Source organism: Roseateles asaccharophilus (assembly GCF_031458115.1).
Classification (GTDB): Bacteria; Pseudomonadota; Gammaproteobacteria; order Burkholderiales; family Burkholderiaceae_C; genus Pelomonas; species Pelomonas asaccharophilus_A.
Window position 1 is genome coordinate 161,585 of sequence record NZ_JAVDXV010000005.1, and the last position, 23,343, is coordinate 184,927.

Below are 23,343 nucleotides of genomic sequence, written 5' to 3' on the forward strand. Positions count from 1 at the left end.
CGCTCGCGGCGGCCTGTTCGATCAGTAGCCCGCCGCCAGCCCCGAGTTGCGCCGCGGATCGTTGGCACCGTAATAGCGGTTCTTGCCCACCGGCTTGCCACCCAGCTTCGGTGCACCGACAAGGATGGTCGCGAGGTGGTTGGCCGGCTGCGGTTCGGCGAACTTGTGGCCCCAGCCTTCCAGGATCTTGCGCGTGTCGGGCGACAGCGCGAAGTCCTCGACGTTGGTGGCCTCCGGCAGCCACTGCTGGTGGAAGCGCGGTGCGTCGGTCGCCTCCTGCACATCCATGCCGTAGTCGATGACGTTGATCATCGTGTGCAGCACGGCGGTGATGATGCGGCTGCCACCCGGCGTGCCCACCACCATCACCGGCTTGCCGTCCTTGCTGATGATGGTGGGGCTCATGGACGACAGCGGCCGCTTGCCCGGCTCGATCTTGTTGGCCTCACCCTGCACCAGGCCGTACAGATTGGGCACGCCCACCTTGGCGGTGAAGTCGTCCATCTCGTCGTTCAGCAGCACGCCGGTCTTGGCGGCGGTCAGCCGCGCACCGAACCAGTCGTTCAGCGTGTAGGTCACCGACACCGCGTTGCCCCACTTGTCGACGATGGAGTAGTGCGTCGTGTTGCTGCCCTCGTGCGGCGCCACGCCGGGCTTGATGTCCTTGGACACACCGGCCTTGTCCGGCTGGATGACCGCGCGGATCTGGGCCGCATATTCCTTGCTCAGCAAACGCTCCAGCGGGTTCTTCACGAAGTCGGGGTCGCCGAGATAGCTGTTGCGGTCCACATAGGCGTGGCGCATGGCCTCGATTTGGTAGTGCACGGCCTGCGCGGAGCGAAAGCCCAGTTCCTTCAACGGGTAGCCCTCCAGCACGTTCAGGATCTCGCAGATGATGACGCCGCCCGAGCTGGGCGGCGGCGCCGACACGACGCGGTAGCCGCGGTAGTCGCACTCCACCGGCTTCAGCTCGCGCGTGGCGTACTGGTCGAAGTCGGCCTGCTGCAGGATGCCCTTGCCGGCCTGGCTGCTGGCGACGATGGCGGCGGCCACCGGCCCCTTGTAAAAGCCCGCCTCGCCCTTGTCGCGGATGGCCTTCAGCGTGTTGGCGAGGTCTTTCTGCACCAGCTTCTGGCCCACCTGGAACGGCTCGCCCTTGTTCAGGAAGATGACGGCGGTGGCCGGGTCCTTGCGGAAATCGTCGGTCGCGCTGTGCAGCATGTCGATGTCGCCCTGGTCCAGCACGAAGCCCTTCTCCGCATGGTGGATGGCCGGCGCGATGACGGTGGCGCGCTTCATCGTGCCGTAGCGCTTCAGCGCGTACTCCAGGCCCGACACGCTGCCCGGCACGCCCACCGCGAGGTGGCTGCGCGTGCTCAGGCCCTTGATGACGTTGCCGTCCTTGTCGAGGTACATGTTGGCCGTGGCGGCCAGCGGTGCCTTCTCGCGGAAGTCGAGGAAGGTCTTGCGGCCATCGGCCAGCTGGATGGTCATGAAGCCGCCGCCGCCCAGGTTGCCGGCCGCCGGGTAGACCACGGCCAGCGCGTAGCCCACCGCCACGGCCGCATCCACCGCGTTGCCGCCGTCCTTCAGCACGTCCACGCCCACGCGCGTGGCCAGGTGCTGGGCGGTCACCACCATGCCGTTCTCGGCGGCCACGGGCGCCACCGACGCGGCCTGCACGGTCACGCCAACCCACAAGGTCGCCACCACCACGGCCAGATTCTTCATCGCTCTCATCGCGCGGACTCCATCTCGTTGACAACGCGGCCGACCTTACTGCTACCGCCCTCGCCCACCCATCCCGTCAATCGAGTTGGCGGGTGACGCGGGCACAGCGCGCCGTCCGACACGCCCGGTGACATCTCAGGCCTAGCCTTGGCAACGTCGAGACCTCTGCAACCTGCTCCATGACCACCGCTACCGTCGCCGCCGATGCGCCCTCCGCCTGGGGGCGTTTCCTCGTGGTTGCCAAGCCCTACTGGATGGGCGACCGCAAGCGCGTGGCATGGGCGGTACTGGTGGGCTTGATCGCGCTGATGCTGCTGGACACGCAGCTGGCGGTGCTCATCAATGACAAGACCGGCGAGTTGACCTCGGCGCTCGCAGCGCGCGACGAAGAGCGCTTCTGGGAAGCCGTGCGCGGCATGCTGTGGGTGGTGGGCATCGCGGTGCCGGTCTATGCGTTCTATTACGCGTCGCGCGACGCGTACGCCAACGACTGGCGCCGCTGGCTGACGCGCCGCTACCTGGACGCCTATCTCGGCGACCGCGCCTACTTCCGGCTGGCCGGCGTCGACAACCCCGACCAGCGCATCGCCGACGACATCAACACCTTCACCGGCCGCTCGCTGAACTTCATGCTGATTCTGCTCGGCTCGGCCATGCAGCTGGTCGCGTTCAGCACGGTGCTGTGGGGGCTGTCGAAGATGCTGGTGGGCTTCCTGATCGCGTATGCGCTGATCGGCACGGTGCTGTCCATCGGCCTGTTCGGCCGGCCGCTGATCCGGCTGAATTTCTGGCAGCTCAAGCGCGAGGCGGACTTCCGCTTCCGGCTGATGCGGCTGCGCGAGAACGCCGAGTCCATCGCCTTCTACCGCGGCGAAGAGCAGGAGCGCCACCAACTGGACCAGCGCCTGCGCGCCGCGCTGCTGAACACGAAGAAGATGATTCGCGCCCAGTTCCTGCTGAACCTGTTCCAGCGCTCGTTCAGCCAGCTGAGCCTGCTGGTGCCCTTCGTCGTGCTGGCGGGCCAGGTGCTGTCTGGCGCGCTGGAGGTGGGCCAAGCCGTCAAGGCCGCGGGCGCGTTCGCGGCGGTGCTGAGCGCGGTGTCGCTGATCGTCGAGAACTTCGAGAGCCTGTCGCGCTTCGTCGCCGGCATCGACCGCCTGCACGTGATGGCCGAGAAGCTGCAGCAGGAGCCGCCGGCCGCCGGCATCGACCTGCAGCCGGCGCAGGACCTGAAGCTGTCCAACGTCACCGTGAAGGCGCCCGACAGCGACCGCGTGCTGGTGAAGGATCTGTCGCTGACCGTGCCCGCCGGCGAATCGCTGCTGATCACCGGCGCCAGTGGCTGCGGCAAGAGCTCGCTGCTGCGGGCCATCGCGGGCCTGTGGACGCAAGGGGGCGGACGCATCGACCAGCCGCCGCAGGAGGACGTGTTCTTCCTGCCGCAGCGCCCCTACCTGCAGACCGGCTCGCTGCGCAGCCAGCTCATCTACCCCAGCACGCACACCGAGCTGGACGACGACGCGCTGCTGAAGGTGCTGGACGAGGTGCAGCTGCGCCACCTGGCCGAGAGCGAGAGTGGCCTGGACCGCAAGGAGGACTGGGAGAAGGTGCTCAGCGGCGGCGAGCAGCAGCGCCTGGCCTTTGCGCGGCTGCTGGTCCATGCGCCGCGTGTGGCCATCCTGGACGAAGCCACCAGCGCGCTGGACGACGCCAACCAGAAGCGCCTGTACGAACGATTGCGCGAGCGCGGCACGACGCTGATCAGCATCGCCCACCGTGCCGCCGTCGCCAGCTTCCACCGCCGCGTGCTGCAACTGACCGGCGGCGGGCGCTGGAAGTTGTTCAAGACCCCGGACGCGACGTTGCAGGCCGACGAAGCCTCGGCGACGCCGGGCAGCAAGACCAAGCCCTGAAGGAGCCCGCCATGCCGCGCTTTCAGCATCTCGTCGTCCACCCAGGCAACCCGCAGCCCCGGTTGCTACAGCAAGCGGCGGAGCGACTGCGCGATGGCGACATCGCGCTGCTGCCTACCGTGGCGGGCTACCTGCTCGGCTGCCGCCTCGAAGACAAGGCCGCGAGCCAGCGGCTGACCCGCCTGGCCGCACTGGATGACCGCGACCCACCGGTGCTTCTGTGCCGCGACCTCGCACAGGCCGCAGCTTGGCTGCACATCGACGACCAGGCCTACCGCGCCATCCGCCAGCGGGCGCCGGGCACCGCCAGCTTCACGCTGCCTTGCACGCGCCGCGTGCCGCGCCGGCTGGCGTCGGGTGCCAAGGGCGTTGCACTGCTGTACTTCGCAGGGCACGCCGCCAGCCAGGAGTTGCTGCAGTTGCTGGATGAGCCGCTGCTGCTGGCCTTGCCGCCAAGCGGCGCCGGTGCGGGCTGCGTCGAGCAGGCACCCGCGACCTGGCACCACGGCATGGATCTCGCGATCAACGCGGGCTTGCTCCCCGCACTTGCCGTGTTCCCGCCGCGGCGCGGCCGCGAGCCGTCAGCGCACAACGACCGTCTGGTAGCGGAAGTTGTCCCACTCGCGTGCTGAAGTCTCGCCTGCCCTGGGTTCCTGCTGGAAGTCCGAAGAAAAAAGCACTTGCCGCAACGCGCCAAGTGCTTGATTCTGGTAGGCCGTATTGGACTTGAACCAATGACCAAAGGATTATGAGTCCTCTGCTCTGACCAACTGAGCTAACGGCCCCCGGTTGGAAGGGGCGCATTCTAGTCAGCGCTGAGACAACGCCTGCCCCACCATCCTCGACGTGATGTCGACGATCTGGATCATGCGGTCGTAGGCCATGCGCGTGGGGCCGATGACGCCCAGCGTGCCGACCACCTGGCCGTCGACCTCGTAGGGCGCGCTGACGATGGACAGCTCCTCGTACGGCACGACCTGGCTTTCGCCGCCGATGTAGATGCGCACGCCCTCGGCGCGGCTGGACGTGTCCAGCAGGCGCATCAGCTGGGTCTTCTGCTCGAACAGGTCGAACAGCCGGCGCAGTGACCCCATGTCGTGGCTGAAGTCCTGCACGGTCAGCAGGTTGCGCTCGCCGGAGACGACGACCTGCTCGTCCTGCTGGGCCATGGCCTCGGTGCCTGCCTGCACGGCCGCGCTCATCAGCTGGCCGATCTCGCCGCGCAGCGCGTCGACCTCGTGGCGCAGCCGCTCGCGCACGGCCTCCAACGTCAGGCCCGCGTAGCCGGCGTTGAGTCGGTTGCTGGCCTCGGCCAGTTCGCTCTGGCTGAGGTCCTGGGTGGTGAAGATGACGCGGTTCTGCACGTCGCCGTCGGGCGACACCAGGATGACCAGCACGCGCCGCTCGCCCAGGCGCAGGAACTCGATGTGGTGGAAGACGCTGGGCTTCTTGGGTGCGGTGACGACGCCCACGAAGTTGGACAGGCTGGACAGCAGCTGCGCCGCGCTGGCGATGACGCGCTGCGGCTGGTCGGGTTGCAGCGGCACCGCGTCCACGCCCACCAGGCTGGGCTGGGCCGTCAGCATGGTGTCGACGAACAAGCGGTAGCCGCGCGGCGTCGGGATGCGGCCGGCGCTGGTGTGCGGGCTGGCGATCAGGCCCAGTTCCTCCAGGTCGGCCATCACGTTGCGGATGGTCGCGGGGCTGAGCTCCAGCCCGGAAGCCTTGGATAGCGTGCGCGAGCCGACAGGCTGGCCGTCGGCGATATACCGTTCGACCAGGGTTTTCAGCAGGGATTTGGAGCGCTCGTCGAGCATGAAGCAATCTTATGTCTTGCGTGCCAGACCGCCCGAGCGCAGCGAGTAGCTCTGGCACCCACTGACTGAAATCTGCCCGTTTCCTCCCATGACGGGCGAAACCCCGTGGTGTAATTTGCCGCATGGCCGAGCGCTTCAGACATGTCGCCATCGTGGGCAAGCATCAGGCGCCGGGCATCAGGCCGGTGCTGGAGGAGATTGCCGAGTTTTTGTGCAGTCACGGCCTGGATGTCTCGCTGGAAGCGGACACGGCCCAGGCCACCGGCATGACCGACTACGACGCGCTGTCCAACGACGAACTGGGCCGCCGTTGCGACCTGGCCGTCGTCGTGGGCGGCGACGGCACGATGCTGGGCTTCGCGCGCGACATGGCGCGCCACGGCATCCCGCTGCTGGGCATCAACCAGGGGCGGCTGGGATTCATCACCGACATCCCCATCGAACGCTGGCGCGAGGCGCTCGCGCCGGTGCTGGCGGGCGACCACGAGGTGGAGTCGCGCGCGATGCTCGAAGGCGCGGTACTGCGCGACGGCGAGTCCATCTTCTCGGGCCTGGCGCTGAACGACGTGGTCGTCAGCCGCGGCGGCACGGCGGGCATGGTGGAGCTGAAGGTGTCGGTGGGTGAGCAGTTCGTCGCCAACATGCGCGCCGACGGTCTCATCGTCGCGTCGCCCACCGGCTCCACGGCCTATGCGCTGTCGGCCGGTGGCCCCATCATGCATCCCAGCATCGCCGGCTGGCTGCTGGCGCCCATCGCGCCGCACACGCTGTCCAACCGCCCCATCGTGCTGCCCGACAGCGGCGAGGTGCGGCTGGAGATCGTCGCCGGACGCGACGCGTCGGTGAACTTCGACATGCAGAGCCTGACCAGCCTGCTGCACGGCGACACCATCACCGTGCGGCGCAGCCAGCATCAGGTCCGTTTCCTGCACCCCAAGGGCTGGAGCTATTACGCGACGCTGCGTCGCAAACTCCGTTGGTACCTCTGAATCATGTTGCGGCACCTCAGTCTCAAGGACTTCGTCATCGTCCCCGCGCTCGAACTGGATTTCGAGCCCGGCTTCGCCGTGCTGACCGGCGAGACCGGCGCGGGCAAGTCCATCCTCATTGACGCGCTGCAGCTGGCGCTGGGTGGCCGCGGCGACGCGGGCGTCGTGCGCGAAGGCGCGGCCAAGGCCGAGATCTGCGCAGAGTTCGACACGCCGCAGCAATTGCGTGGATGGCTGGACGAGGCCGGCTTCGACAGCGATGACACGCTGCTGCTGCGCCGCGTCATCGATGCCGCCGGCAAGAGCCGCGCGTGGATCAACGGCGGCGCGGCCACCGTCACGCAGCTGCGCGAGCTGGCCGACCATCTGCTGGACATCCACGGCCAGCATGCCTGGCAAGGCCTGACCCGCCCGGCCGCCGTGCGTGAGCTGCTGGATGGCTTCGCCGGCCTGGACGCCGCGCCGCTGGCGCGTGCGCACGCCGCCTGGAAACAGGCCGCCGAAGCGCTGGAAAAGGCCCGCGGCCAACAGGCCGATGCGCTGCGCGAACGCGAGCGCCTCGCCTGGCAGATCGGCGAGCTGGATGGCCTGGCGCCGCTGGAGGGCGAGTGGGACGAGCTGAATGCCGAGCACGAGCGCCTGTCCCACGGCCAGTCGCTGCTGGACGCCGCCAAGTCGGCGCTGGACGGGCTGGACGAGGCCGAGCCCAGCGCGCAATCGCTGACGGCGCAGGCGCTGGACCAGCTGGAGCGCGTGCTGGACTTTGATGCCCGCCTGCTGCCCGCCGTGCAGGCCCTGCGCGACGTGCAGGCGCAGTTGCAGGATGCCAGCCATACGCTGGCCGCCTATCTGCACAAGACCGACCTGGACCCAACCCGCCTGGCCGAACTGGACGAGCGCGTGTCGGCATGGATGACGCTGTCGCGCCGCTACCGTCGCCAGCCGCAGGATCTGCCGGCGCTGCTGGCGCAGTGGCGTGCCGAGCTGGCCGCGCTGGATGCCGCCAGCGACCCCGCCCTGCTTGAAGCCGCGCTGACCGCCGCACGCGAAGCCTTCGACAAACAGGCCGCCACCGCCACCAAGCTGCGCAAGAAAGCCGCGCCCGAGCTGGCAGCGGCCGTCACCGCCGCGATGCAGCAACTGGGCATGGCCGGCGGCCAGTTCGACATCGCGCTGCTGCCCACCGACGGCCCGCAGAGCTGGGGTGCCGAGTCCGCCGAGTTCCTCGTCGCGGGCCACGCCGGCAGCACGCCGCGGCCGCTGGCCAAGGTGGCGTCAGGCGGCGAGCTGTCGCGCATCTCGCTGGCCATTGCCGTGACGGCCAGCCAGGCCGCGACGGACAACGCCCCCGGCACGCTGATCTTTGACGAGATCGACGTGGGCATTGGCGGCGCCGTGGCAGAGACCGTGGGCCGGCTGATGAAGCAGCTGGGACGCGAGCGGCAGGTCATGGCCGTCACCCACCTGCCGCAGGTGGCCGCCTGCGCGGACCGTCATCTGGTGGTCGCCAAGGCGCTGCAAGGTGGCAGCACGGTCAGCTCCGTCAGCCCCGTGGCCGGCGAGGCCCGCGTGGCGGAGATCGCACGCATGCTGGGCGGCGAGCGCCTGTCGTCCACCAGCCTGGCGCATGCCGAGGAGATGCTGGCCGCGTCGACCGCCAGTACCAGGAGGAAGGCCAAGTCATGAGCAGCGACACGGATCTGCACGGCGATGTTCTGCTGCTGACCGGCATGTCCGGCGGCGGCAAGTCAGTTGCGATGCATGCGCTGGAGGATGCGGGCTACTTCTGCGTCGACAACCTGCCGGCCGAGCTGCTGCTGGACTTCCTGAAGCTGGAACAGCAGCGTGGCGAACGCCGCGTGGCCATTGCCGTGGACGTGCGCTCGGCCAGTTCGCTGCCGCTGCTGCTGCCGTTGCTGAAGGAGCTGCGCGCGCGCGGCGTGGCGGTGCGCTCGGTGTTCCTGGACGCAAACAATGACGCGCTGATGCGGCGCTTCTCCGAGACGCGCCGACCTCACCCGCTGCGCCAGCAGGGCCGCGACACCGGCTTTGGCGCGCTGGACGGCGTCGAGGAAGACAAGCACCGCCTGCTGCTGGACGCGATCAAGCTGGAGCGCGAACTGCTGGGCGGGTTGAAGGCCGAGTCCACCGTCATCGACACCAGCCAGCTGCGGCCGGCGCAGTTGCGCGCTTGGCTGGGCGACCTCGTCGGCCCCAACGCGTCCAGCCAGTTGACGCTGGTGTTCGAGAGCTTTGCGTTCAAGCACGGCGTGCCCAGCGACGCGGACTTCGTGTTCGACGTGCGCGTGCTGCCCAACCCCTACTACGACCGCGAACTGCGCCCGCTGACCGGCCGTGACGCGCCGGTGGCGGCCTACCTTGCGGCCCAGCCCGAGGTGGGTTTGATGATGGGCCAGATCGCCGGCTTCCTGTCGCGCTGGCTGCCCAACTTCGCCGCCGACCAGCGCAGCTACCTGACCGTGGCCATCGGCTGCACGGGCGGCCAGCACCGCTCGGTGTATCTGGTGGAGATGCTGGCGCGCCAGTTCAGCCATCACGGCCATGTGCTGAAGCGCCACCGCGAGCTGGACGCCCGCTGAGGCTCAGCGCCTGACCGGCGGCGGCTTCAGCCAGTAGGCCAGCGCTGCATCAAGCACCCGCTCGCCTTCTGGCCCCATGTTCGGGTTGGACGACTTCAGCACGCGGCGCTTGCTCAAGCGCGCCCGCGCGACCGAAGGGCCGTGGTGCCGCGACGGATGCGCATCGAAGCTACGATCTGCCTGCATCGCCAGCAAGCCCTTCTCGACCCGCGCCGCCAGCGCTGACTGGCTGGGGGCGACGTAGTACTGATACGGGTAGGGGTAGGCCAGCAGCAGGCTGGGGTCGATGGCCAGGCGCGGCATGCCCCTGCGCCGCGCGTCGAACTCGTCGAACACCTCGCCCACGCCGCGCGGAAACAGATCGAAGCGGCCGGCCAGCAGCATGCGGAACAGGTTCTCGTAGCCGGCCACCGTCGACACCTGCAGGCCGCTGGCCTTGTAGACCTCCACAACGGGCCAGGCCACGCCCTGGCCGACACTGAAGCGCCGCAGCCCGGCCAGGTCGTGCACCTTGGCCAGCTCCGGCAGCAGGCGCTGCTCAACCAGCGACACGCGCAGGCCCAGCACTCAGCCAATGCAGAACACAAGTTCTAGACACCAAGTTCTAGAACATCTATGCTGCGCAGCATGAACACCGCTCCCACCGCCGCGCGCCCCACCGCCGCCGAGCTGGACCTGCTGCAGGTGCTGTGGCGCCTGGGCCCGGCCGACGCCAAGGCCGTGCACGAGGCCCTGCTGCCCGACCGCCCCGACGCCACCTATGCCACCGTGCTGCGCCAGCTGCAGGTCATGCACGGCAAGGGCCTGCTGAGCCGCGATGAAAGCCAGCGGCCGCAGCTCTACGCGCCGGTGCACGCGCAGGACAAGCTGCAGCAGTCCCTCGTCAAGGACTTCATCGCCAAGGCCTTCGCCGGCTCCGGCAAGGCGCTGGTGCTCGCGGCGCTGAAGAACCACGTCAGCGCGAAGGAACGCGCCGAGATCCGCCAGCTGCTGACGAAGAACGGAGAGCAGGGATGAACCTGGACATCGCGATGAATGCCTGGGGTCTGGCCCTCGTGAACTTCGTCTGGCAAGGCGCGGTGGTGGGCGCGGTCGCGGCGTTGCTGCTGGCCGTGCTGCGCGGCGCTTCGGCGCGCTGGCGCTACGCGGTGTGTGCGATCAGCCTGCTGGCCTGCCTGGGCCTGCCGCTTGCGCAATGCCTGGACCTGTCGCCCGCCGACGCCGAGTTCGCCGGCGAGCTGCCGCCGCTGTTGGAGCAGATGCCGGCCCTCGTCAGCGCGTGGGCGCTGGGCACGGCGCTGATGCTGGCGCGGCTGGCGCTGGGCCTCGCCTGGGTGGGCCGCACGCGGCGCCGCTCGACGCCGGCGCCGGCCGAATGGCAGGCGCGGCTGGACGCCCTCGCCCGCCGGCTGGGCCTGCGCCGCCCCGTCAGCCTGCGCCTGCTGCCCGAACTGGACGGCCCCATCGCACTGGGCACGCTGAAGCCCTGCGTGCTGCTGCCCGCCGCGCTGTTGACCCGCCTGCCCGTCGACCTCGTTGAAGCGCTGCTGGCCCATGAGCTGGCCCATGTGCGCCGCTGGGACTACGCGGCCAACCTGCTGCAAAGCGCCGTCGAGGCCTTGCTGTTCTTCCACCCGGTCGTCTGGTGGCTGTCGGCCCGCATGCGCGCCGAGCGCGAACTGGTGGCCGACGAGATCTCGGCCGAGCTGCCGGGCAACGCGCGCCGCCTCGCGCGGGCGCTGCACGAACTGGCGGAGCTGGACGCGCCCCGCAGCGCGCCCACCATCGCGCTGGCCGCCCGCGGCGGCAACCTGCTGGGCCGCATCGAGCGCCTGCTGGCGCCCCGCCCGCAGGCCACCGGCTGGAAGCTGGCGCTGCCGGCGCTGCTGATCGCGGCGACCAGCTTCGTCGTGCAGGCCAAGAGCCCCGCGCCACCGGCCGATGCACCGGCGCCGGCCGCTCAAGCCGTGGCGCCGCAGGCCAAGACGCCGCCGGCCCAGCAGCTGAAGCTGCCCGTCAATGCCAAGCATGTGGCCGTCATCGACGACGCGACCGGCGAGGTGCTGATGGCGCGCGACGCCGACGCCGTCGTGCCCATCGCATCGCTGACCAAGCTGCTGACCGCGATGGTCGTGCTGGACGCCAAGCTGGACCCCGACGAGAAGCTGCGCATCACCGGCGACGACGTCGACACGTTGAAGCACAGCCGTTCGCGCGTGCGGGTCGGCACGCAGATGACGCGCCAGACGGCGCTGGAGATGGCGCTATTGGTGTCCGAGAACCGCGCCGCCTCGGCACTGGCCCGCAGCTTCCCCGGCGGCGAGGCGGGCTTCGTGAAGGCCGTCAACGCCAAGGTGCGCTCGCTGGGCCTGACGCAGACGCGCATCGCCGAGGCCACCGGGCTGTCGCCGGACAACACCTCCACGGCCAAGGAGATGGCCGTCATCACGGCGGCCGCGGCGCGCTATCGCGAGATCGAGCGCATCACCAGCGTGAAGAAGGCCAAGGCCACGGTCGACGGCCGTCCGCGCGAGCTGCGCAACACCAACCGGCTGGTGGGCAGCAAGGGCTGGAACATCCGCGTCTCCAAGACCGGCTACACCGAGGAAGCCGGCCGCTGTCTGGCCATGCGCATCCTGAACGGCAAGCGGCCCATCACCGTCGTGCTGCTGGATGCCGATGGCTCCGCCAACCGGCTGCGCGATGCGGCCTTGATCCGCAAGTCGCTGGCGCGCCAGCGGGACTGAGGCAAACCCATGCAAAGACGCCATCTGCTCGCGGCCAGCGCCGCGGGCTTTGCCCTGCCCGCTTGGTCGCTGGACTTCGCGCCACCACGCGCACCCGCCGCGATGCGGCTGGACGTGGACCGCATCATCGACATCACGGTGGGCATTCGCCCGTTCCGCGCCCGCGGGCCGCGCCTGGAGACGCAGCGGCTGCACGGCAAGACCGTGGTCCATCACTACGGCCACGGCGGCAGCGGCTGGTCGCTGTCCTGGGGCTCGGCGCAGCGCGCGCTGGAACAGGTGCGCGCCACCGGACTGCGGCCGGGGCAACGCCTGGCCGTCGTCGGCGCCGGCGCCATCGGCCTGACGACCGCGCGCTGCGCGCAGCAGGCGGGCTACCGCGTCACCGTCTACGCCAAGGACAGGCCGCCCCGCGTGCACTCGTCGGCCGCCACGGGGCTGTGGACGCCCGAGTCGCGCGTCGTCACGAGCGAGTTCGCCACCGACGCATGGACCGCCGACTGGGAAGCCATGGCGCGCGACTCGTTCAAGGTGCACCAGAGCTATCTGGGCCTGCCGTCCGGCCCGGTGGAATGGCATGACGGCTATGTCGTCGGCGACGACGGATTCGACCGCCCCGTACCCAGCCCCTACGACGGCGAGCCCGACTATCCCGACATCGCACCGCGCGTGGCCGACCTGCGGCCGCGGGGCCTGGCGCTGGCCGGCGGCGACCATCCTTTCCGCGCGCCCCACGCACGCCGCTTCACGCAGCTGGTGTTCAACATCCCGGCCTACCAGCGCCTGCTGCTGGACGACTTCGCGCGCGACGGCGGCCGGCTGGTGCAGCGCGAGCTGCGTTCGGCGCGCGACTTCGCGCGGCTGCCCGAGGCCGTGGTCGTCAACTGCACGGGCGACGGTGCCCGCACGCTGCTGGGCGATGACAGCCTGACGCCCGTGCGCGGCCAGACGGCCCGGCTGATCCCACAGCCCGAGGTGGACTACGCACTGATCTACCGCGGCCACAGCATCGTCGCGCTGCCGCGGCGCGACGGCCTGCTGATCGCGACGCAGAGCCGACAGGACTTCGGCAGCGCCGACCTGCGGCCCGATCGCGCGCAGGCCGAGGACGCGGTGCGGCGCCTGGCCGGCTTGTTCTAGAACGTCTCCCAGTCGCCTTCGGCGCTGCTCGGCGCAGGCGCTGCGGGCTTGGGCGCCACGACGGGCGGCGCGACCGGCGCGGGCGGCATCACTGCTTTGGCGGCGGGCTTTGGGGCCGGCCTGGCGAAGGGCTTGGCAGGCGCCGCCTTGGCCGCGGCAGGCGGCTTCGTGGGCGCGCTGCGCACCGACGGTGCGCCGGCATCCACGCGGAAGGCCGCCACCGCCTCGTTCAGCTTGGTGCTCTGCATGCGCATGCTCTCGGCCGCCGCGGCGGTCTGCTCGACAAGCGCGGCGTTCTGCTGCGTGGCCTGGTCCAGCTGGCTGACGGCCGCGTTGATCTGGCCCACGCCCTCGCTCTGCTCGCGGCTGGACACCGTGATCTCGCCGACGAGGTCGGTCACCTTGCGCACCTCGTTGACCATCTGCACGATGGTGTCGCGCGCGGCCAGCACCTGGGCGCTGCCGCTCTCGACCTTGGTGACGCTGTCGCCGATCAGGCTCTTGATCTCCTTGGCCGCCTCGGCGCTGCGCTGCGCCAGCAGCCGCACCTCGCCGGCCACGACCGCGAAGCCCCGGCCCTGCTCGCCGGCCCGCGCGGCCTCCACGGCCGCGTTCAGCGCCAGGATGTTGGTCTGGAACGCGATGCCATCGATGGTGCCGATGATGTCGTTGATCTTGCGGCTGGACTGCGAGATCGCGTCCATCGTGGACACCACCTCGCCCACCGCCTCGCCGCCGGCCTTGGCCGTCTCCGACGCATGGTTGGCCAGTTGGTCGGCCTGACGCGCGTTGTCGGCGTTGGCCTTGATCTGCGCGGCCATCTGCTCGACGGACGCGGCCGTTTCTTCGAGACTGGACGCCTGGCTCTCGGTACGCGCCGACAGGTCGGCATTGCCCTGCGCAATCTCGGCCGACGCGACGTTGATCTGCTCGCAGCCCTGGCGCACGCCGGACACCATGCGCGCGAGGTTCTGCGTCATCTCGTCCAGGCTGCTCAGCAGCTGGCCCAGCTCGTCGCGCGAGCTGCTTTGCAGCCTCAAGGTGAGGTCGCCGCCGGCCACCGCCTTGACCGCTTCCGACGCGCGCTGCAGCGGCGTGGTGATGGAGCGTGTGATGGTCAGCGCCGCGAAGACGCCCAGGACCAGCGCGACGACGGACGCGATGCCAAAGATCACCAGCACGCGCTGGTAGGCCGCCTCCGCCGAGCTGGTGGCCTGCGCGGCCAGCTTCTCGTTGTACGCCCACCAGTTGGAGACTGCATCCCGCAACGGTAAGAAGACAGTGCGCACAGCCCCCAGCGACATCTCCCGGGCCGCCGTCGCCTGCGTGGGGTCGGCACCGCTCTCGTCAGAAGCCTTCAGCACCTTGTCCTGATGAGCCAGGTAGACGGCCAGCCCTTCGCTGACCTTCTTCAGCAGCGCACGGTCTTCGGCGTCGGCAATCAGCGCCTCGTAGTCCTTGAGCCCCTTGCTCAGCTCCGCGCGCGCCTGGGCGATGCGGGCCGACGACGTCTTCTTCTCCTTGTCGTCATCGGCCATGATGTGCTGCAGCTCCAGCCGCCGCGCATCGCCGATGGCGCCGTCGATCTGATGGATCAGCCGCAGCGACGGCAGCACGTTCTCGGGATAGAACTCCGCATAGCGGTTGATGGACTTCGTCAGCAGCGCTCCCATGCCCGCCATCGCGAGCATCAGCGCCAGCAGGACGACGAATGCCAGGCCGAGTCGCGCACCCACGCGCAGGTTCTTGATGAAATCCACGCCGGTCTCCTGAGTTGTTCGGGAGACTTTGCCCCTTTCGGCGGGGTCAGGCAATGCGGCATTGATGCAACTTTGTCAGCTTTCAGAAGCCTCTGACTCGCCCAGCAGCGTGGCCAGCAGCACCGCCGTGCCCAGCGGCATCAGCAGCACGATGCCCAGAAACCAGGGCAGGAAGGGCCTGCCGGTGCGACGCACCAGCTGCATCATGAACACGCAATGCATGGCTCCGGCAATCAGCACGCCCAGCCCGGACAGCACCATCACGGCGGGCGCGGGATCCTCTTCCTGGGCGCCGCTGATCAGCGACCACAGGCACAGGCCGGCAATCAGCAGCGTGATGATCGCGTACTCGATGCCACCTTTCAGTTCGGCCCTCATTCAACTCTCCTCGATCAACTTCTTCAACGGCGCCGGCAGCGCGTAGTCCGCGAGTTTCTCGCGCGCCACCCAGGTGCCGCCAGGGGTCAAGCCCTCAGAACCATCGCCGCGCAAGGTGTGCAGCACCCAGTCGAAGTGCGTCAACGCGTGCTCGATGCGCGGCAGCGGCTCCAGCCGCGCATCCGGCAGCGCCGCGTGCGCGCTGGCCTCGTCGTCGAACATCGGCAAGGTCCACAGCCCGGCCCAGACGCCCGTGTGCGGTCGCTGTTGCAGCAAGACCTGACCCTGGCGCTCCACCCACAGCCACCAGTTCTCGCGCCGGCCCCGCTTGAGTTTCCTGGTCTTGACGGGGTAGCGTGTCGGGTCGCCCTGGGCCTGGCCGCGGCACAGCGGCTGCACCGGGCAGATCAGGCAGTCGGGCGAGCGCGCCGTGCAGACGGTCGCGCCCAGGTCCATCAGCCCCTGCGTGTAACGGTCCACGCCCTCCTCGGGCAGCAGCTCGGTGGCATGGTTCCACAGCCGCTTCTCGACCGCGCTGCTGGCCAGATCGCCGTCAAAGGCCAGCACGCGCGACAGCACGCGCTTCACGTTGCCGTCCAGGATGGCCACGCGCTCGCCGAAGCAGAAGGCCGCGATGGCCGCAGCGGTGGACCGGCCTATGCCAGGCAACGTCTGCAGCTGTGCCGCGCTGCCCGGGAACTCGCCGCCATGCAGCTCGGCCACAGCCTTGGCGCAGGCGTACAGATTGCGCGCGCGGCTGTAGTAGCCAAGGCCTGCCCATTGCGCCAGCACCTCGTCCAGCGTCGCCGCGGCCAGGTCGGTCACGCGCGGCCAGCGCCCCAGGAAGCGCTCGTAGTAACCCAGCACGGTCGTGACCTGGGTCTGCTGCAGCATGATCTCGGACAGCCACACGCGGTAGGGGTCGCGCGTGTTCTGCCACGGCAGGCTGTTGCGGCCGTGGCGGCGCTGCCAGGCGACGACGGTCTTGCCGAAGTCTTCCATCAGCGTTTCTGGCATGACGGGCAGAAGAAGGTTGAGCGCTGACCCTGCACGATGCGCTTGATGGCCGTGCCGCAGCGCCGGCAGGCCTCGCCTTCGCGGCCATAGACCTGCGCCTGCATCTGGAAGCTGCCAGCCACGCCATGCGCATCGCGGAAATCGCGCAGCGTCGTACCACCTGCCTCCAGCGCCTGGCCCAGCACGGTGCGCACGGCGGCGGCCAGCCTGTCAGCGCGCGGCCGGCTCAGTTTGCCCGCCGGCAGGCGCGGGTCTATGCCGGCCATGAACAGCGACTCGCAGGCGTAGATGTTGCCGGCGCCCACGACGATGTCGCCCGCCAGCAATGCCTGCTTGATGGGCACACGCCGGCCGCTCAAAGCGGCATGCAGATGCAGTCCGTCGAAACGCGCGTCAAAGGGCTCCAGGCCCAGCCCTGCCAGCAGCGTGGCCACCGGGTCGGCATCCAGCGCCGCGCCCCAGACCACGGCGCCGAAGCGCCGCGGATCGGTCAGCCGCAGCAGGCCGCGGTCGGTGTGCAGGTCGAAATGGTCGTGCGGCCCGGCCGCCGGCGTCGCGTCAAGAAAGGCCAGTGAACCCGACATGCCCAGGTGCATCAGCAGTCCACCGCGCTCCTGAAGCGGAAGCCACAAATATTTACCGCGTCTTTGCACGTCGCCGACGCGGCTGTCCAGCAGCGTTTCGGGGTCCACGCCCAGAGGCCAGCGCAGCGGTTTTCCCAGGCGCAGGCCCGTGACGCGAGCCCCCTGGATGGCCGCCGCGAAACTGCGGCGCGTGACTTCGACTTCGGGCAACTCGGGCATGGGACGGAAATCATAATCAGCGCCTGATCCTTGGAGTACGAATGCCTCTCCCCGTCCGCCGCGCCGTCTGCGCCGCCGCCCTGCTTGCGTTGGGCCTGCATGCCCAGGCCCAGGAGGCGCCCGCCGCGCCCGTCAACAACTCGGCGATGGACGCGCCGCTGTTCTATCAACTGCTGATCGGCGAACTGGAGCTGAGCGGCGGCCAGGCCGGCGTGGCCTTCCAGGTGCTGCTGGACGCCGCCCGCCGCACCGGCGACGAGGAATTGTTCAAGCGCGTCGTGCAGATCGCGTTGAAAGAGCGCGCCGGTGACCAGGCCTTGATGGCCGCACGCGCCTGGGCCGACACGGTGCCGGACTCAGTCGACGGCCATCAGACCGTGGTGCAGCTGCTGGCGCTGCTGAACAAGCCCGCCGAGGTGCCCATGCCACTGGCCACCCTGCTGCGCGTGGCACCCACCGTGCAGCGCCCCGGCCTCATCGTGTCGCTGCCTCGCCTGTTCCAGCGCGCGCCCGACCCCAAGGCCGTGCTGGCCGCGCTGGGTCCGGTGCTGCAGGCGCAGACCGGCGCGCTCAAGCCCGCCGCGCTGTTCACCGAGGCGCGACTGGCCATCAACGCCGGCGACAACGCCCGCGCGCTGGTGCTGACCCGTGAACTGAGCCAGGCACTGCCCGACGGCGACGACGCGATGCAGCTGGCCGTGGAACTGCTGCCGGCCGAACCCAGGGTCGAGGAGCTGATCGCCGAGCGGCTGCGCCGCAAGCCCGACCAGCATGCGCTGCGCCAGGCCTATGCGCGTGCACTGGTCAAGGCGCAGCGGCCGGCCGAGGCGGCGCGCGAATTCCGTGTGCTGACCGAACAGACGCCCGACAACGGCGCCGTCTGGCTGGCACTGGGCGCCATCGAGCTCGAACTCAAGCACGCGGCCGCGGCCGAAGTGGCGCTACGCGAAGGCCTGAAGCTGCTGGACACCCCGGCCGCCGGCACCGACGCCGAGGTCCGCGCGCGCGCCGAAGGCCGCCAGGGCGCCTGGCTGATGCTGTCGCAAGCGGCCGAGCAGCGCGGCGACCTGAAGGCCGCCGAGGCCGCACTGCAAAAGGTGGACGGCGACAGCATGGGCGTGAAGTACCGCCGCGCCAGCCTGCTGGCCCGCCAGGGCAAGCTGGCCGAGGGCCGCAAGCTGCTGAAGCCCGCCGCCGACGCCAGCGACGACGACGTGCGTGGCGCGCTGCTGGTCGAGGCCCAGTTGCAGCGCGAGCACAACGACACGGCCGGCGCGTTCGCGACTCTGAAGGCCGCCACCGAGCGCTTCAAGGATGACACCGACCTCATCTACGAGCAGGCCATGATGAGCGAGAAGCTGGGCCGCTTCGCCGAGATGGAGGCACTGCTACGCCGGGTCATCCAGATCAAGCCCGACCACCATCACGCGTACAACGCGCTGGGCTACTCGTTTGCCGATCGCAATGTGCGCCTGCCCGAGGCCAAGCAGCTGATCGAGCAGGCGCTGAAACTGGCGCCCGGCGAAGCCTTCATCGTCGACAGCCTGGGCTGGGTCGAATTCCGGCTGGGCAATCTGCCCGAGGCCACCCGGCTGCTGCGCCAGGCTTACGCCGGCCGGCCCGACGCGGAGATCTCCGCCCACCTGGGCGAGGTGCTGTGGGTCAGCGGCGCGCAGGACGAGGCTCGCCGTGTGTTCGCCGAGGCGAAGCAGCGCGAGCCCGACAACGAGGCGCTGCGCGAGACCATGCAACGTCTGAAGGTCCAGCCTTGAGGGCCGCCGTTTTCGCAGCGGCACTCGCGCTGGCGGGTTGTGCACAGCTGCCGCGCGAGGCAGCGCCAACGCCCACCGGCGAGGCACGGCTGGGCGGCCGCATCAGCGTGACCGTGGCGGGCGACGCGCACAAGCGCGGCACCGGCGGCGCAGCCAGCTTCGAGCTGTTTGGCGGCCCGCATGCCGGCCGGCTGGAGCTGACGTCGCCGCTGGGTTCGCTGGTCGCGCGTGCGAGCTGGAAGCCGGGCCTGGTCACGCTGAAGACCCCGGACGATGAACGCCGCTTCGACGACCTCGACGCATTGACCCGCGAGCTGCTGGGCGAGGCCGTGCCCGTCGCCGCGCTGTTCGACTGGCTGCAGGCCAGGCCCTGGCCCGCGGCGCCGCACCAGAAGACGGCCACCGGCTTCGAGCAGCTGGGCTGGCGCATCGAGCCCAAGCTGCCGGCGCTGGTCGCCACGCGCCTGGCCGATCCGGTCGTCACGCTGCGCGCCAAACTGGATGGGGGCGATGAAAGCACTCCATGACCTGGCCGCACCGGCCAAGCTGAACCTGTTCCTGCACGTGGTCGGCAAGCGCGCCGACGGCTATCACCTGCTGCAGTCAGTCTTCGTGCTGATCGACTGGGCCGACACGCTGCACATGGAACTGCGCGCCGACGGCCAGTTGAAGCGCCACGACGTGCTGGGTGGAGACCTGCCGGCCGACGACCTGTGCCTGCGCGCCGCGCGGCTGCTGCAGGCGGAGACCGGCTGCACGCTGGGCGCAGACATCCATCTGGAGAAACGCCTGCCCGCCGGCGCGGGCATGGGCGGAGGCTCGTCGGACGCCGCCACCACGCTGCTCGCGCTGAACCGGCTTTGGGACTTGAACCTGCCGTTGCAACGCCTGCTGACGCTGGGGCTGAAACTGGGCGCCGACGTGCCCTTCTTCCTCGGCGGCGGTCCGGCCTTCGTCGAAGGCATAGGCGAAATCCTGCACCCGATCCAGCTGCCTGAGCAACGTTTCGCCGTCCTCAAGGGACCGGCCGGACTGTCGACGCCCGCAATTTTTTCAAGCCCCTTGTTGGCAAGGTCCGAAAACTTGGCTATAGTCGCGGGCTTTCCTGCCTCGGACGGGGCTGCAGAACAAATCACCCAAGGCTTTGGTCGCAACGACCTCCAGCCTGCGGCAGAAGCGATCAGCAGTGACGTACGAGAAGCGCTGGATCTGATGTCGAAGCAATTCGGCAATGCCCGGATGACGGGCTCGGGTGCAGCGGTGTTCTCGGTGCTCGGGGAAGGAGAAACAGGCAAGGACGACCAGTCCCTGGCGACATTGCTGCAGGCTAGGCCTGCAGGGTGGACCGGTCGAATCTGCCGCAGTCTGGCTCAGCATCCGCTTGGCGGTTGGGCCGACTGAGAAGGTTTACGGGTTCGGCCGCCAGGCCGGGTCCTGTGTAGGGGAGTCGCCAAGTTGGTCAAGGCATCGGATTTTGATTCCGACATGCGAGGGTTCGAGTCCTTCCTCCCCTGCCAAATTCTTCTGATACTTCGCTGAACCGGCTCTGCTTCAGCGGGCCACTGACTGACACCAGAGGCTCCCAGTGCTGCTCAATACGGTTCTCTTCACCGGCAACGCGAACCCGGTTCTCTCCCAAGAAATCGCAACCCATCTCGGTCTCGAGCTGGGCAAGGCCGTTGTGGGCCGCTTCTCCGATGGCGAAGTCGCCGTCGAGATCCAGCAGAACGTCCGCGCCCGCGACGTATTCGTCGTCCAGCCCACCTGCGCGCCGACGAACGAGAACCTGATGGAACTGCTGATCATGGCCGACGCGCTGAAGCGCTCGAGCGCCCGCCGCGTGACCGCCGTGATCCCCTACTTCGGCTACGCCCGCCAGGACCGCCGCCCGCGCTCCACGCGCGTGCCCATCTCGGCCAAGGTTGTCGCCAACCTGCTGGAAACCGTGGGCGTCGAGCGCGTGCTGACGATGGACCTGCACGCCGACCAGATCCAGGGCTTCTTCGACATCCCGGTCGACAACATCTACGCGTCGCCGGTGCTGCTGTCGGATCTGAAGAGCCGCAACTACAGCAACCTCGTGGTCGTTTCGCCCGACGTGGGCGGCGTGGTGCGCGCCCGCGCGCTGGCCAAGCAGCTGGGCTGCGACCTGGCCATCATCGACAAGCGCCGCCCGGCCGCCAACGTGTCCGAAGTGATGCACGTCATCGGCGACATCGACGGCCGCAACTGCGTGATCATGGACGACATGATCGACACCGCCGGCACGCTGGTGAAGGCGGCCGAGGTGCTGAAGGCGCGCGGCGCCAAGAGCGTCTACGCCTACTGCACCCACCCGATCCTGTCGGGCCCGGCCATCGAGCGCATTGCCGGCTCGCAGTTGGACGAGGTCGTCATCACCAACACCATTCCGCTGACCGACGCGGCCAAGGCGTGCAAGAACATCCGCCAGCTGTCGGTGGCTTTCCTGTTTGCCGAGACCATCCGCCGCATCTCTGACGGCGAGTCGGTCACCTCCCTCTTCTCCGAGCAGAACAACAACTTCTGATCGGAATTCGTCGCCGTCGCAAGACGGCTTTTTCAACGGCGCCTGGTCGCGGGTGCCGTTTCTCTTTTTGGAGATAAACCATGAAGTTCGTCGCTTTTGAGCGCAAGCTGCAGGGGACCGGAGCGAGCCGCCGCCTGCGAGTGGCCGGCAAGGTGCCGGGTATTGTTTATGGCGCCGGTGAGCCCGCTCTGATCGAAATCGATCACAACGCGCTGTACCACGCCCTCAAGAAGGAAGCCTTCCACAGCTCCCTGCTGGACATGGAGCTGAACGGCTCGGTCACGCAAGTCCTGCTGCGCGACTTCCAGATGCACCCCTACAAGCCGCAAGTCCAGCACATCGACTTCCAGCGCGTGGACGGCACGACCAAGATCACGAAGAAGGTGCCTCTGCACTTCATCGGTGAAGAGAACTCCGTGGCCGTGAAGACCGACAAGTGCACGGTCAACCACGTCGTCACCGAGCTGGAAATCACCTGCCTGGCGCAGCAGCTGCCCGAGTTCATCGAGATCGACCTTTCCGGTCTGACCAAGGGTCACTCGCTGCACGTCAACGACATCAAGATCCCCGCGGGCATCAGGGTCGTCACGCACGGCAAGCCCAACCCCGTCATCGCGACGCCGGTTGAGCCCAAGGTCGAAGAGATCGTTGTCGCCGCCGCTCCGGCCGCCGACGACAAGAAGGGCAAGAAGGGCAAGAAGTAATTCCTGCCTGGCATCTGCCTACCGAAAGGGCCCTCCGGGGCCCTTTTGCTTTTTGCGGCCCTCGATAATCGCGCCCCATGATTCGCTTGCTTGTCGGCCTGGGCAACCCGGGCGCCGAATACGAAGACACCCGCCACAACGCCGGCTTCTGGTGGATTGATGGCCTGGCCCGCGGGCTCAAGGTGAGCCTGTCGCCCGACAAGGCCTATCACGGCCTCGTCGCGCGCGTGAACAACGCCCCTGGCGCCAGCGGCCCGATCTGGCTGCTGGAGCCCATGACTTACATGAACGTCTCCGGCAAGTCCGTCGCGGCGCTGGCGCGCTTCTTCAAGATCGCGCCGGAAGAGATCCTGGCCATCCACGACGAATTGGACCTGCCGCCCGGCGAGATGAAGTTCAAGAAGGGCGGCGGCGATGGCGGCCACAACGGCCTGCGCGACATGCGCGCCCAGCTCGGCAGCGGCGACTTCTGGCGGCTGCGGCTGGGCATAGGCCATCCGGGCCACAAGGCTGAGGTCGCCAACTACGTGCTGCGCAAGCCACCGCTGGCCGAGCGCCAAGCGGTGGAAGACTGCATCGAGAAGAGCTATGCCGCCGTCGAGCTGATGCTGCGCGGCGAGATGGACAAGGCGTTGGCCAAGATTCACGCCAAGCCGCCACGGCCCAAGCCCCCCAAACCGGCGCCGCCGGTGGACACTCCGCAGCCATGAAGCTGTTACCGCTGCTCCTGGCCCTGTGCGTCGCGCTGCCCGCCGACGCCCAGACCCAGCAGCGGCGTGCCCAGGTCTATCGCTGCGGCCCCGAGGGCCGCGACCTGCGCGACTCGCCCTGCCCCACCGGCAGCGGCGCCAACACGCCCGTCGACTATGACGAACCCAGCGCCGCCGACGGCAAGGCCGCGCGCGAGCGCCACCTGTCCGACGTGAAGCGGGCCGCGGCCTTGGCCTCCGCGCGACGCGCGAGCGAAGCCGAGGCGCGCCGCATGCGCAGCCAGCATGTGGGGCTGCAGACGCTGCCGCCACCGCCACCGCCCGCCAGCAGCCCGCAAGTCGTGGTGCTGAAGCCACCGCAGACCGCCAAGCCCCGCAAGCCACCGCCGGTCGCCAACGCCGGCCGATAGAATGCGCGCCGTTGGTGCTCGCGCCCGGTTCCAAGCCGGGTGCAGTTCAACGGGAATCAGGAGGACGAGCAGTTTCACTGCAGATCTAACCTGAGCTGTCCCCGCAACGGTAAGTGGACGAGGCCCCTGCGCCTCACTGTTCGACCGAGAAGCCACTGGTGCCCAGCACCGGGAAGGCGTCGAACGGATGTCCATCAGCCCGGATACCGGCCAACGAGGGGGCCTGCCGCGCCATCAGCGGCAAGCCGTTTTTCAGCCTTGCTGCGGGGGTCAGCGCGGCTGGTTGTTCGTTTGCGTTCCTCTT

22 protein-coding genes, 2 tRNA genes and 1 riboswitch are annotated in these 23,343 nt (G+C 69.0%); of the genes, 16 read left to right on the top strand and 8 right to left on the bottom strand.

Annotated features, from left to right (window positions below):
- Positions 1-21: 21 nt before the first annotated feature.
- The gene (gene ggt / locus J2X21_RS13950; RefSeq protein WP_404667342.1) at positions 22-1,740 is read right to left on the bottom strand and encodes a gamma-glutamyltransferase; all 1,719 of its coding nucleotides are present in this window, start codon (positions 1,738-1,740) and stop codon (positions 22-24) included.
- A gap of 170 nt (positions 1,741-1,910) precedes the next feature.
- Between ggt and J2X21_RS13955 the strand changes: the two genes are divergently transcribed.
- Both J2X21_RS13955 and J2X21_RS13960 read left to right on the top strand, forming a co-directional pair.
- The gene (locus J2X21_RS13955) at positions 1,911-3,644 is read left to right on the top strand and encodes an ABC transporter ATP-binding protein/permease (RefSeq protein WP_310329566.1); all 1,734 of its coding nucleotides are present in this window, start codon (positions 1,911-1,913) and stop codon (positions 3,642-3,644) included.
- An 11-nt stretch (positions 3,645-3,655) separates the two neighbouring features.
- Positions 3,656-4,276, top strand: coding sequence for a Sua5/YciO/YrdC/YwlC family protein (locus tag J2X21_RS13960; protein WP_310329568.1), 621 nt, complete (start codon positions 3,656-3,658; stop codon positions 4,274-4,276).
- 76 nt (positions 4,277-4,352) lie between these two features.
- On the opposite strand, the gene J2X21_RS13965 is transcribed toward J2X21_RS13960, so the two are convergent.
- Both J2X21_RS13965 and hrcA read right to left on the bottom strand, forming a co-directional pair.
- Positions 4,353-4,429: transfer RNA gene (locus tag J2X21_RS13965), tRNA-Ile, on the bottom strand.
- A gap of 24 nt (positions 4,430-4,453) precedes the next feature.
- Positions 4,454-5,461, bottom strand: a complete 1,008-nt coding sequence (gene hrcA, locus J2X21_RS13970; protein ID WP_310329570.1) for a heat-inducible transcriptional repressor HrcA — start codon at positions 5,459-5,461, stop codon at positions 4,454-4,456.
- Between the two features lie 122 nt (positions 5,462-5,583).
- Between hrcA and J2X21_RS13975 the strand changes: the two genes are divergently transcribed.
- The 3 genes from J2X21_RS13975 to rapZ are packed head-to-tail and all read left to right on the top strand — an operon-like array spanning position 5,584 to position 9,050.
- Positions 5,584-6,450 (top strand): NAD kinase, encoded by an 867-nt coding sequence (locus J2X21_RS13975; protein WP_310329572.1) that lies wholly within the window; start codon positions 5,584-5,586, stop codon positions 6,448-6,450.
- A gap of 3 nt (positions 6,451-6,453) precedes the next feature.
- On the top strand, positions 6,454-8,136 hold the full coding sequence (gene recN / locus J2X21_RS13980) for a DNA repair protein RecN (protein ID WP_310329574.1): 1,683 nt from the start codon (positions 6,454-6,456) through the stop codon (positions 8,134-8,136).
- Positions 8,133-9,050, top strand: coding sequence for an RNase adapter RapZ (gene rapZ, locus J2X21_RS13985; protein WP_404667343.1), 918 nt, complete (start codon positions 8,133-8,135; stop codon positions 9,048-9,050). The genes recN and rapZ overlap by 4 nt, the downstream gene beginning before the upstream one ends.
- A 3-nt stretch (positions 9,051-9,053) precedes the next feature.
- On the opposite strand, the gene J2X21_RS13990 is transcribed toward rapZ, so the two are convergent.
- Complete coding sequence (locus J2X21_RS13990; protein WP_310329577.1) at positions 9,054-9,617, bottom strand: hypothetical protein; 564 nt, start codon at positions 9,615-9,617, stop codon at positions 9,054-9,056.
- 60 nt (positions 9,618-9,677) lie between these two features.
- On the opposite strand from J2X21_RS13990, the gene J2X21_RS13995 reads away from it, so the two are divergent.
- From J2X21_RS13995 to J2X21_RS14005, 3 genes are read left to right on the top strand one after another with little or no spacing between them, the layout of a single operon-like run.
- The gene (locus J2X21_RS13995) at positions 9,678-10,067 is read left to right on the top strand and encodes a BlaI/MecI/CopY family transcriptional regulator (RefSeq protein ID WP_310329578.1); all 390 of its coding nucleotides are present in this window, start codon (positions 9,678-9,680) and stop codon (positions 10,065-10,067) included.
- Complete coding sequence (locus J2X21_RS14000; RefSeq protein WP_310329580.1) at positions 10,064-11,797, top strand: M56 family metallopeptidase; 1,734 nt, start codon at positions 10,064-10,066, stop codon at positions 11,795-11,797. Before J2X21_RS13995 ends, J2X21_RS14000 begins: the two co-directional genes overlap by 4 nt.
- 9 nt (positions 11,798-11,806) lie before the next feature.
- Positions 11,807-12,937, top strand: a complete 1,131-nt coding sequence (locus tag J2X21_RS14005) for an FAD-dependent oxidoreductase (RefSeq protein ID WP_310329582.1) — start codon at positions 11,807-11,809, stop codon at positions 12,935-12,937.
- Here J2X21_RS14005 and J2X21_RS14010 read toward each other — a convergent pair.
- From J2X21_RS14010 to mutM, 4 genes are all read right to left on the bottom strand, one after another.
- Entirely contained in the window at positions 12,934-14,697 is a 1,764-nt protein-coding gene (locus tag J2X21_RS14010) for a methyl-accepting chemotaxis protein (RefSeq protein ID WP_310329584.1), read from the bottom strand. The genes J2X21_RS14005 and J2X21_RS14010 overlap by 4 nt on opposite strands.
- A 75-nt stretch (positions 14,698-14,772) precedes the next feature.
- A complete protein-coding gene (locus J2X21_RS14015) occupies positions 14,773-15,075 on the bottom strand; it encodes a hypothetical protein (RefSeq protein WP_310329587.1) in 303 nt (100 codons plus the stop codon).
- Positions 15,076-16,092 (bottom strand): A/G-specific adenine glycosylase, encoded by a 1,017-nt coding sequence (mutY, locus tag J2X21_RS14020; RefSeq protein ID WP_310329590.1) that lies wholly within the window; start codon positions 16,090-16,092, stop codon positions 15,076-15,078.
- Positions 16,077-16,895 carry a bifunctional DNA-formamidopyrimidine glycosylase/DNA-(apurinic or apyrimidinic site) lyase gene (gene mutM, locus J2X21_RS14025; RefSeq protein WP_310329591.1) on the bottom strand — a complete coding sequence of 273 codons (819 nt, stop codon included), beginning with the start codon at positions 16,893-16,895 and terminating at the stop codon, positions 16,077-16,079. Before mutM ends, mutY begins: the two co-directional genes overlap by 16 nt.
- 41 nt (positions 16,896-16,936) lie before the next feature.
- On the opposite strand from mutM, the gene J2X21_RS14030 reads away from it, so the two are divergent.
- The 8 genes from J2X21_RS14030 to J2X21_RS14065 all read left to right on the top strand — a co-directional run bounded on the left by J2X21_RS14030 (position 16,937) and on the right by J2X21_RS14065 (position 23,039).
- A complete protein-coding gene (locus J2X21_RS14030) occupies positions 16,937-18,667 on the top strand; it encodes a tetratricopeptide repeat protein (RefSeq protein ID WP_310329596.1) in 1,731 nt (576 codons plus the stop codon).
- Positions 18,664-19,194 (top strand): outer membrane lipoprotein LolB, encoded by a 531-nt coding sequence (locus J2X21_RS14035; protein WP_310329598.1) that lies wholly within the window; start codon positions 18,664-18,666, stop codon positions 19,192-19,194. The genes J2X21_RS14030 and J2X21_RS14035 overlap by 4 nt, the downstream gene beginning before the upstream one ends.
- Positions 19,178-20,068 carry a 4-(cytidine 5'-diphospho)-2-C-methyl-D-erythritol kinase gene (locus tag J2X21_RS14040; RefSeq protein WP_310329601.1) on the top strand — a complete coding sequence of 297 codons (891 nt, stop codon included), beginning with the start codon at positions 19,178-19,180 and terminating at the stop codon, positions 20,066-20,068. The genes J2X21_RS14035 and J2X21_RS14040 overlap by 17 nt, the downstream gene beginning before the upstream one ends.
- Positions 20,069-20,107: 39 nt before the next feature.
- Positions 20,108-20,184, top strand: a tRNA-Gln gene (locus J2X21_RS14045).
- A 68-nt stretch (positions 20,185-20,252) separates the two neighbouring features.
- Positions 20,253-21,215 (top strand): ribose-phosphate pyrophosphokinase, encoded by a 963-nt coding sequence (locus tag J2X21_RS14050; protein WP_310329604.1) that lies wholly within the window; start codon positions 20,253-20,255, stop codon positions 21,213-21,215.
- Positions 21,216-21,295: 80 nt separating this feature from the next.
- The gene (locus J2X21_RS14055; protein ID WP_310329607.1) at positions 21,296-21,919 is read left to right on the top strand and encodes a 50S ribosomal protein L25/general stress protein Ctc; all 624 of its coding nucleotides are present in this window, start codon (positions 21,296-21,298) and stop codon (positions 21,917-21,919) included.
- A 77-nt stretch (positions 21,920-21,996) separates the two neighbouring features.
- On the top strand, positions 21,997-22,629 hold the full coding sequence (gene pth / locus J2X21_RS14060) for an aminoacyl-tRNA hydrolase (protein ID WP_310329610.1): 633 nt from the start codon (positions 21,997-21,999) through the stop codon (positions 22,627-22,629).
- Positions 22,626-23,039, top strand: a complete 414-nt coding sequence (locus tag J2X21_RS14065) for a hypothetical protein (protein WP_310329613.1) — start codon at positions 22,626-22,628, stop codon at positions 23,037-23,039. Before pth ends, J2X21_RS14065 begins: the two co-directional genes overlap by 4 nt.
- Positions 23,035-23,268: riboswitch (cobalamin riboswitch) on the top strand. It overlaps the preceding gene by 5 nt.
- Positions 23,269-23,343: the final 75 nt, after the last annotated feature.

Excerpts from the sequence above, each read along its gene's own strand:
- J2X21_RS13955 (WP_310329566.1), top strand. The coding sequence starts at position 1,911 with ATGACCACCGCTACCGTCGCCGCCGATGCGCCCTCCGCCTGGGGGCGT.
- J2X21_RS14005 (WP_310329582.1), top strand. The coding sequence starts at position 11,807 with ATGCAAAGACGCCATCTGCTCGCGGCCAGCGCCGCGGGCTTTGCCCTG.
- J2X21_RS14065 (WP_310329613.1), top strand. The coding sequence starts at position 22,626 with ATGAAGCTGTTACCGCTGCTCCTGGCCCTGTGCGTCGCGCTGCCCGCC.
- ggt (WP_404667342.1), bottom strand. The coding sequence starts at position 1,740 with ATGAGAGCGATGAAGAATCTGGCCGTGGTGGTGGCGACCTTGTGGGTT.
- J2X21_RS13995 (WP_310329578.1), top strand. The coding sequence starts at position 9,678 with ATGAACACCGCTCCCACCGCCGCGCGCCCCACCGCCGCCGAGCTGGAC.
- J2X21_RS14015 (WP_310329587.1), bottom strand. The coding sequence starts at position 15,075 with ATGAGGGCCGAACTGAAAGGTGGCATCGAGTACGCGATCATCACGCTG.
- J2X21_RS14030 (WP_310329596.1), top strand. The coding sequence starts at position 16,937 with ATGCCTCTCCCCGTCCGCCGCGCCGTCTGCGCCGCCGCCCTGCTTGCG.
- mutM (WP_310329591.1), bottom strand. The coding sequence starts at position 16,895 with ATGCCCGAGTTGCCCGAAGTCGAAGTCACGCGCCGCAGTTTCGCGGCG.
- J2X21_RS14000 (WP_310329580.1), top strand. The coding sequence starts at position 10,064 with ATGAACCTGGACATCGCGATGAATGCCTGGGGTCTGGCCCTCGTGAAC.
- rapZ (WP_404667343.1), top strand. The coding sequence starts at position 8,133 with ATGAGCAGCGACACGGATCTGCACGGCGATGTTCTGCTGCTGACCGGC.
- recN (WP_310329574.1), top strand. The coding sequence starts at position 6,454 with ATGTTGCGGCACCTCAGTCTCAAGGACTTCGTCATCGTCCCCGCGCTC.
- mutY (WP_310329590.1), bottom strand. The coding sequence starts at position 16,092 with ATGCCAGAAACGCTGATGGAAGACTTCGGCAAGACCGTCGTCGCCTGG.
- J2X21_RS14055 (WP_310329607.1), top strand. The coding sequence starts at position 21,296 with ATGAAGTTCGTCGCTTTTGAGCGCAAGCTGCAGGGGACCGGAGCGAGC.
- hrcA (WP_310329570.1), bottom strand. The coding sequence starts at position 5,461 with ATGCTCGACGAGCGCTCCAAATCCCTGCTGAAAACCCTGGTCGAACGG.
- J2X21_RS13960 (WP_310329568.1), top strand. The coding sequence starts at position 3,656 with ATGCCGCGCTTTCAGCATCTCGTCGTCCACCCAGGCAACCCGCAGCCC.
- J2X21_RS14040 (WP_310329601.1), top strand. The coding sequence starts at position 19,178 with ATGAAAGCACTCCATGACCTGGCCGCACCGGCCAAGCTGAACCTGTTC.
- J2X21_RS13975 (WP_310329572.1), top strand. The coding sequence starts at position 5,584 with ATGGCCGAGCGCTTCAGACATGTCGCCATCGTGGGCAAGCATCAGGCG.
- pth (WP_310329610.1), top strand. The coding sequence starts at position 21,997 with ATGATTCGCTTGCTTGTCGGCCTGGGCAACCCGGGCGCCGAATACGAA.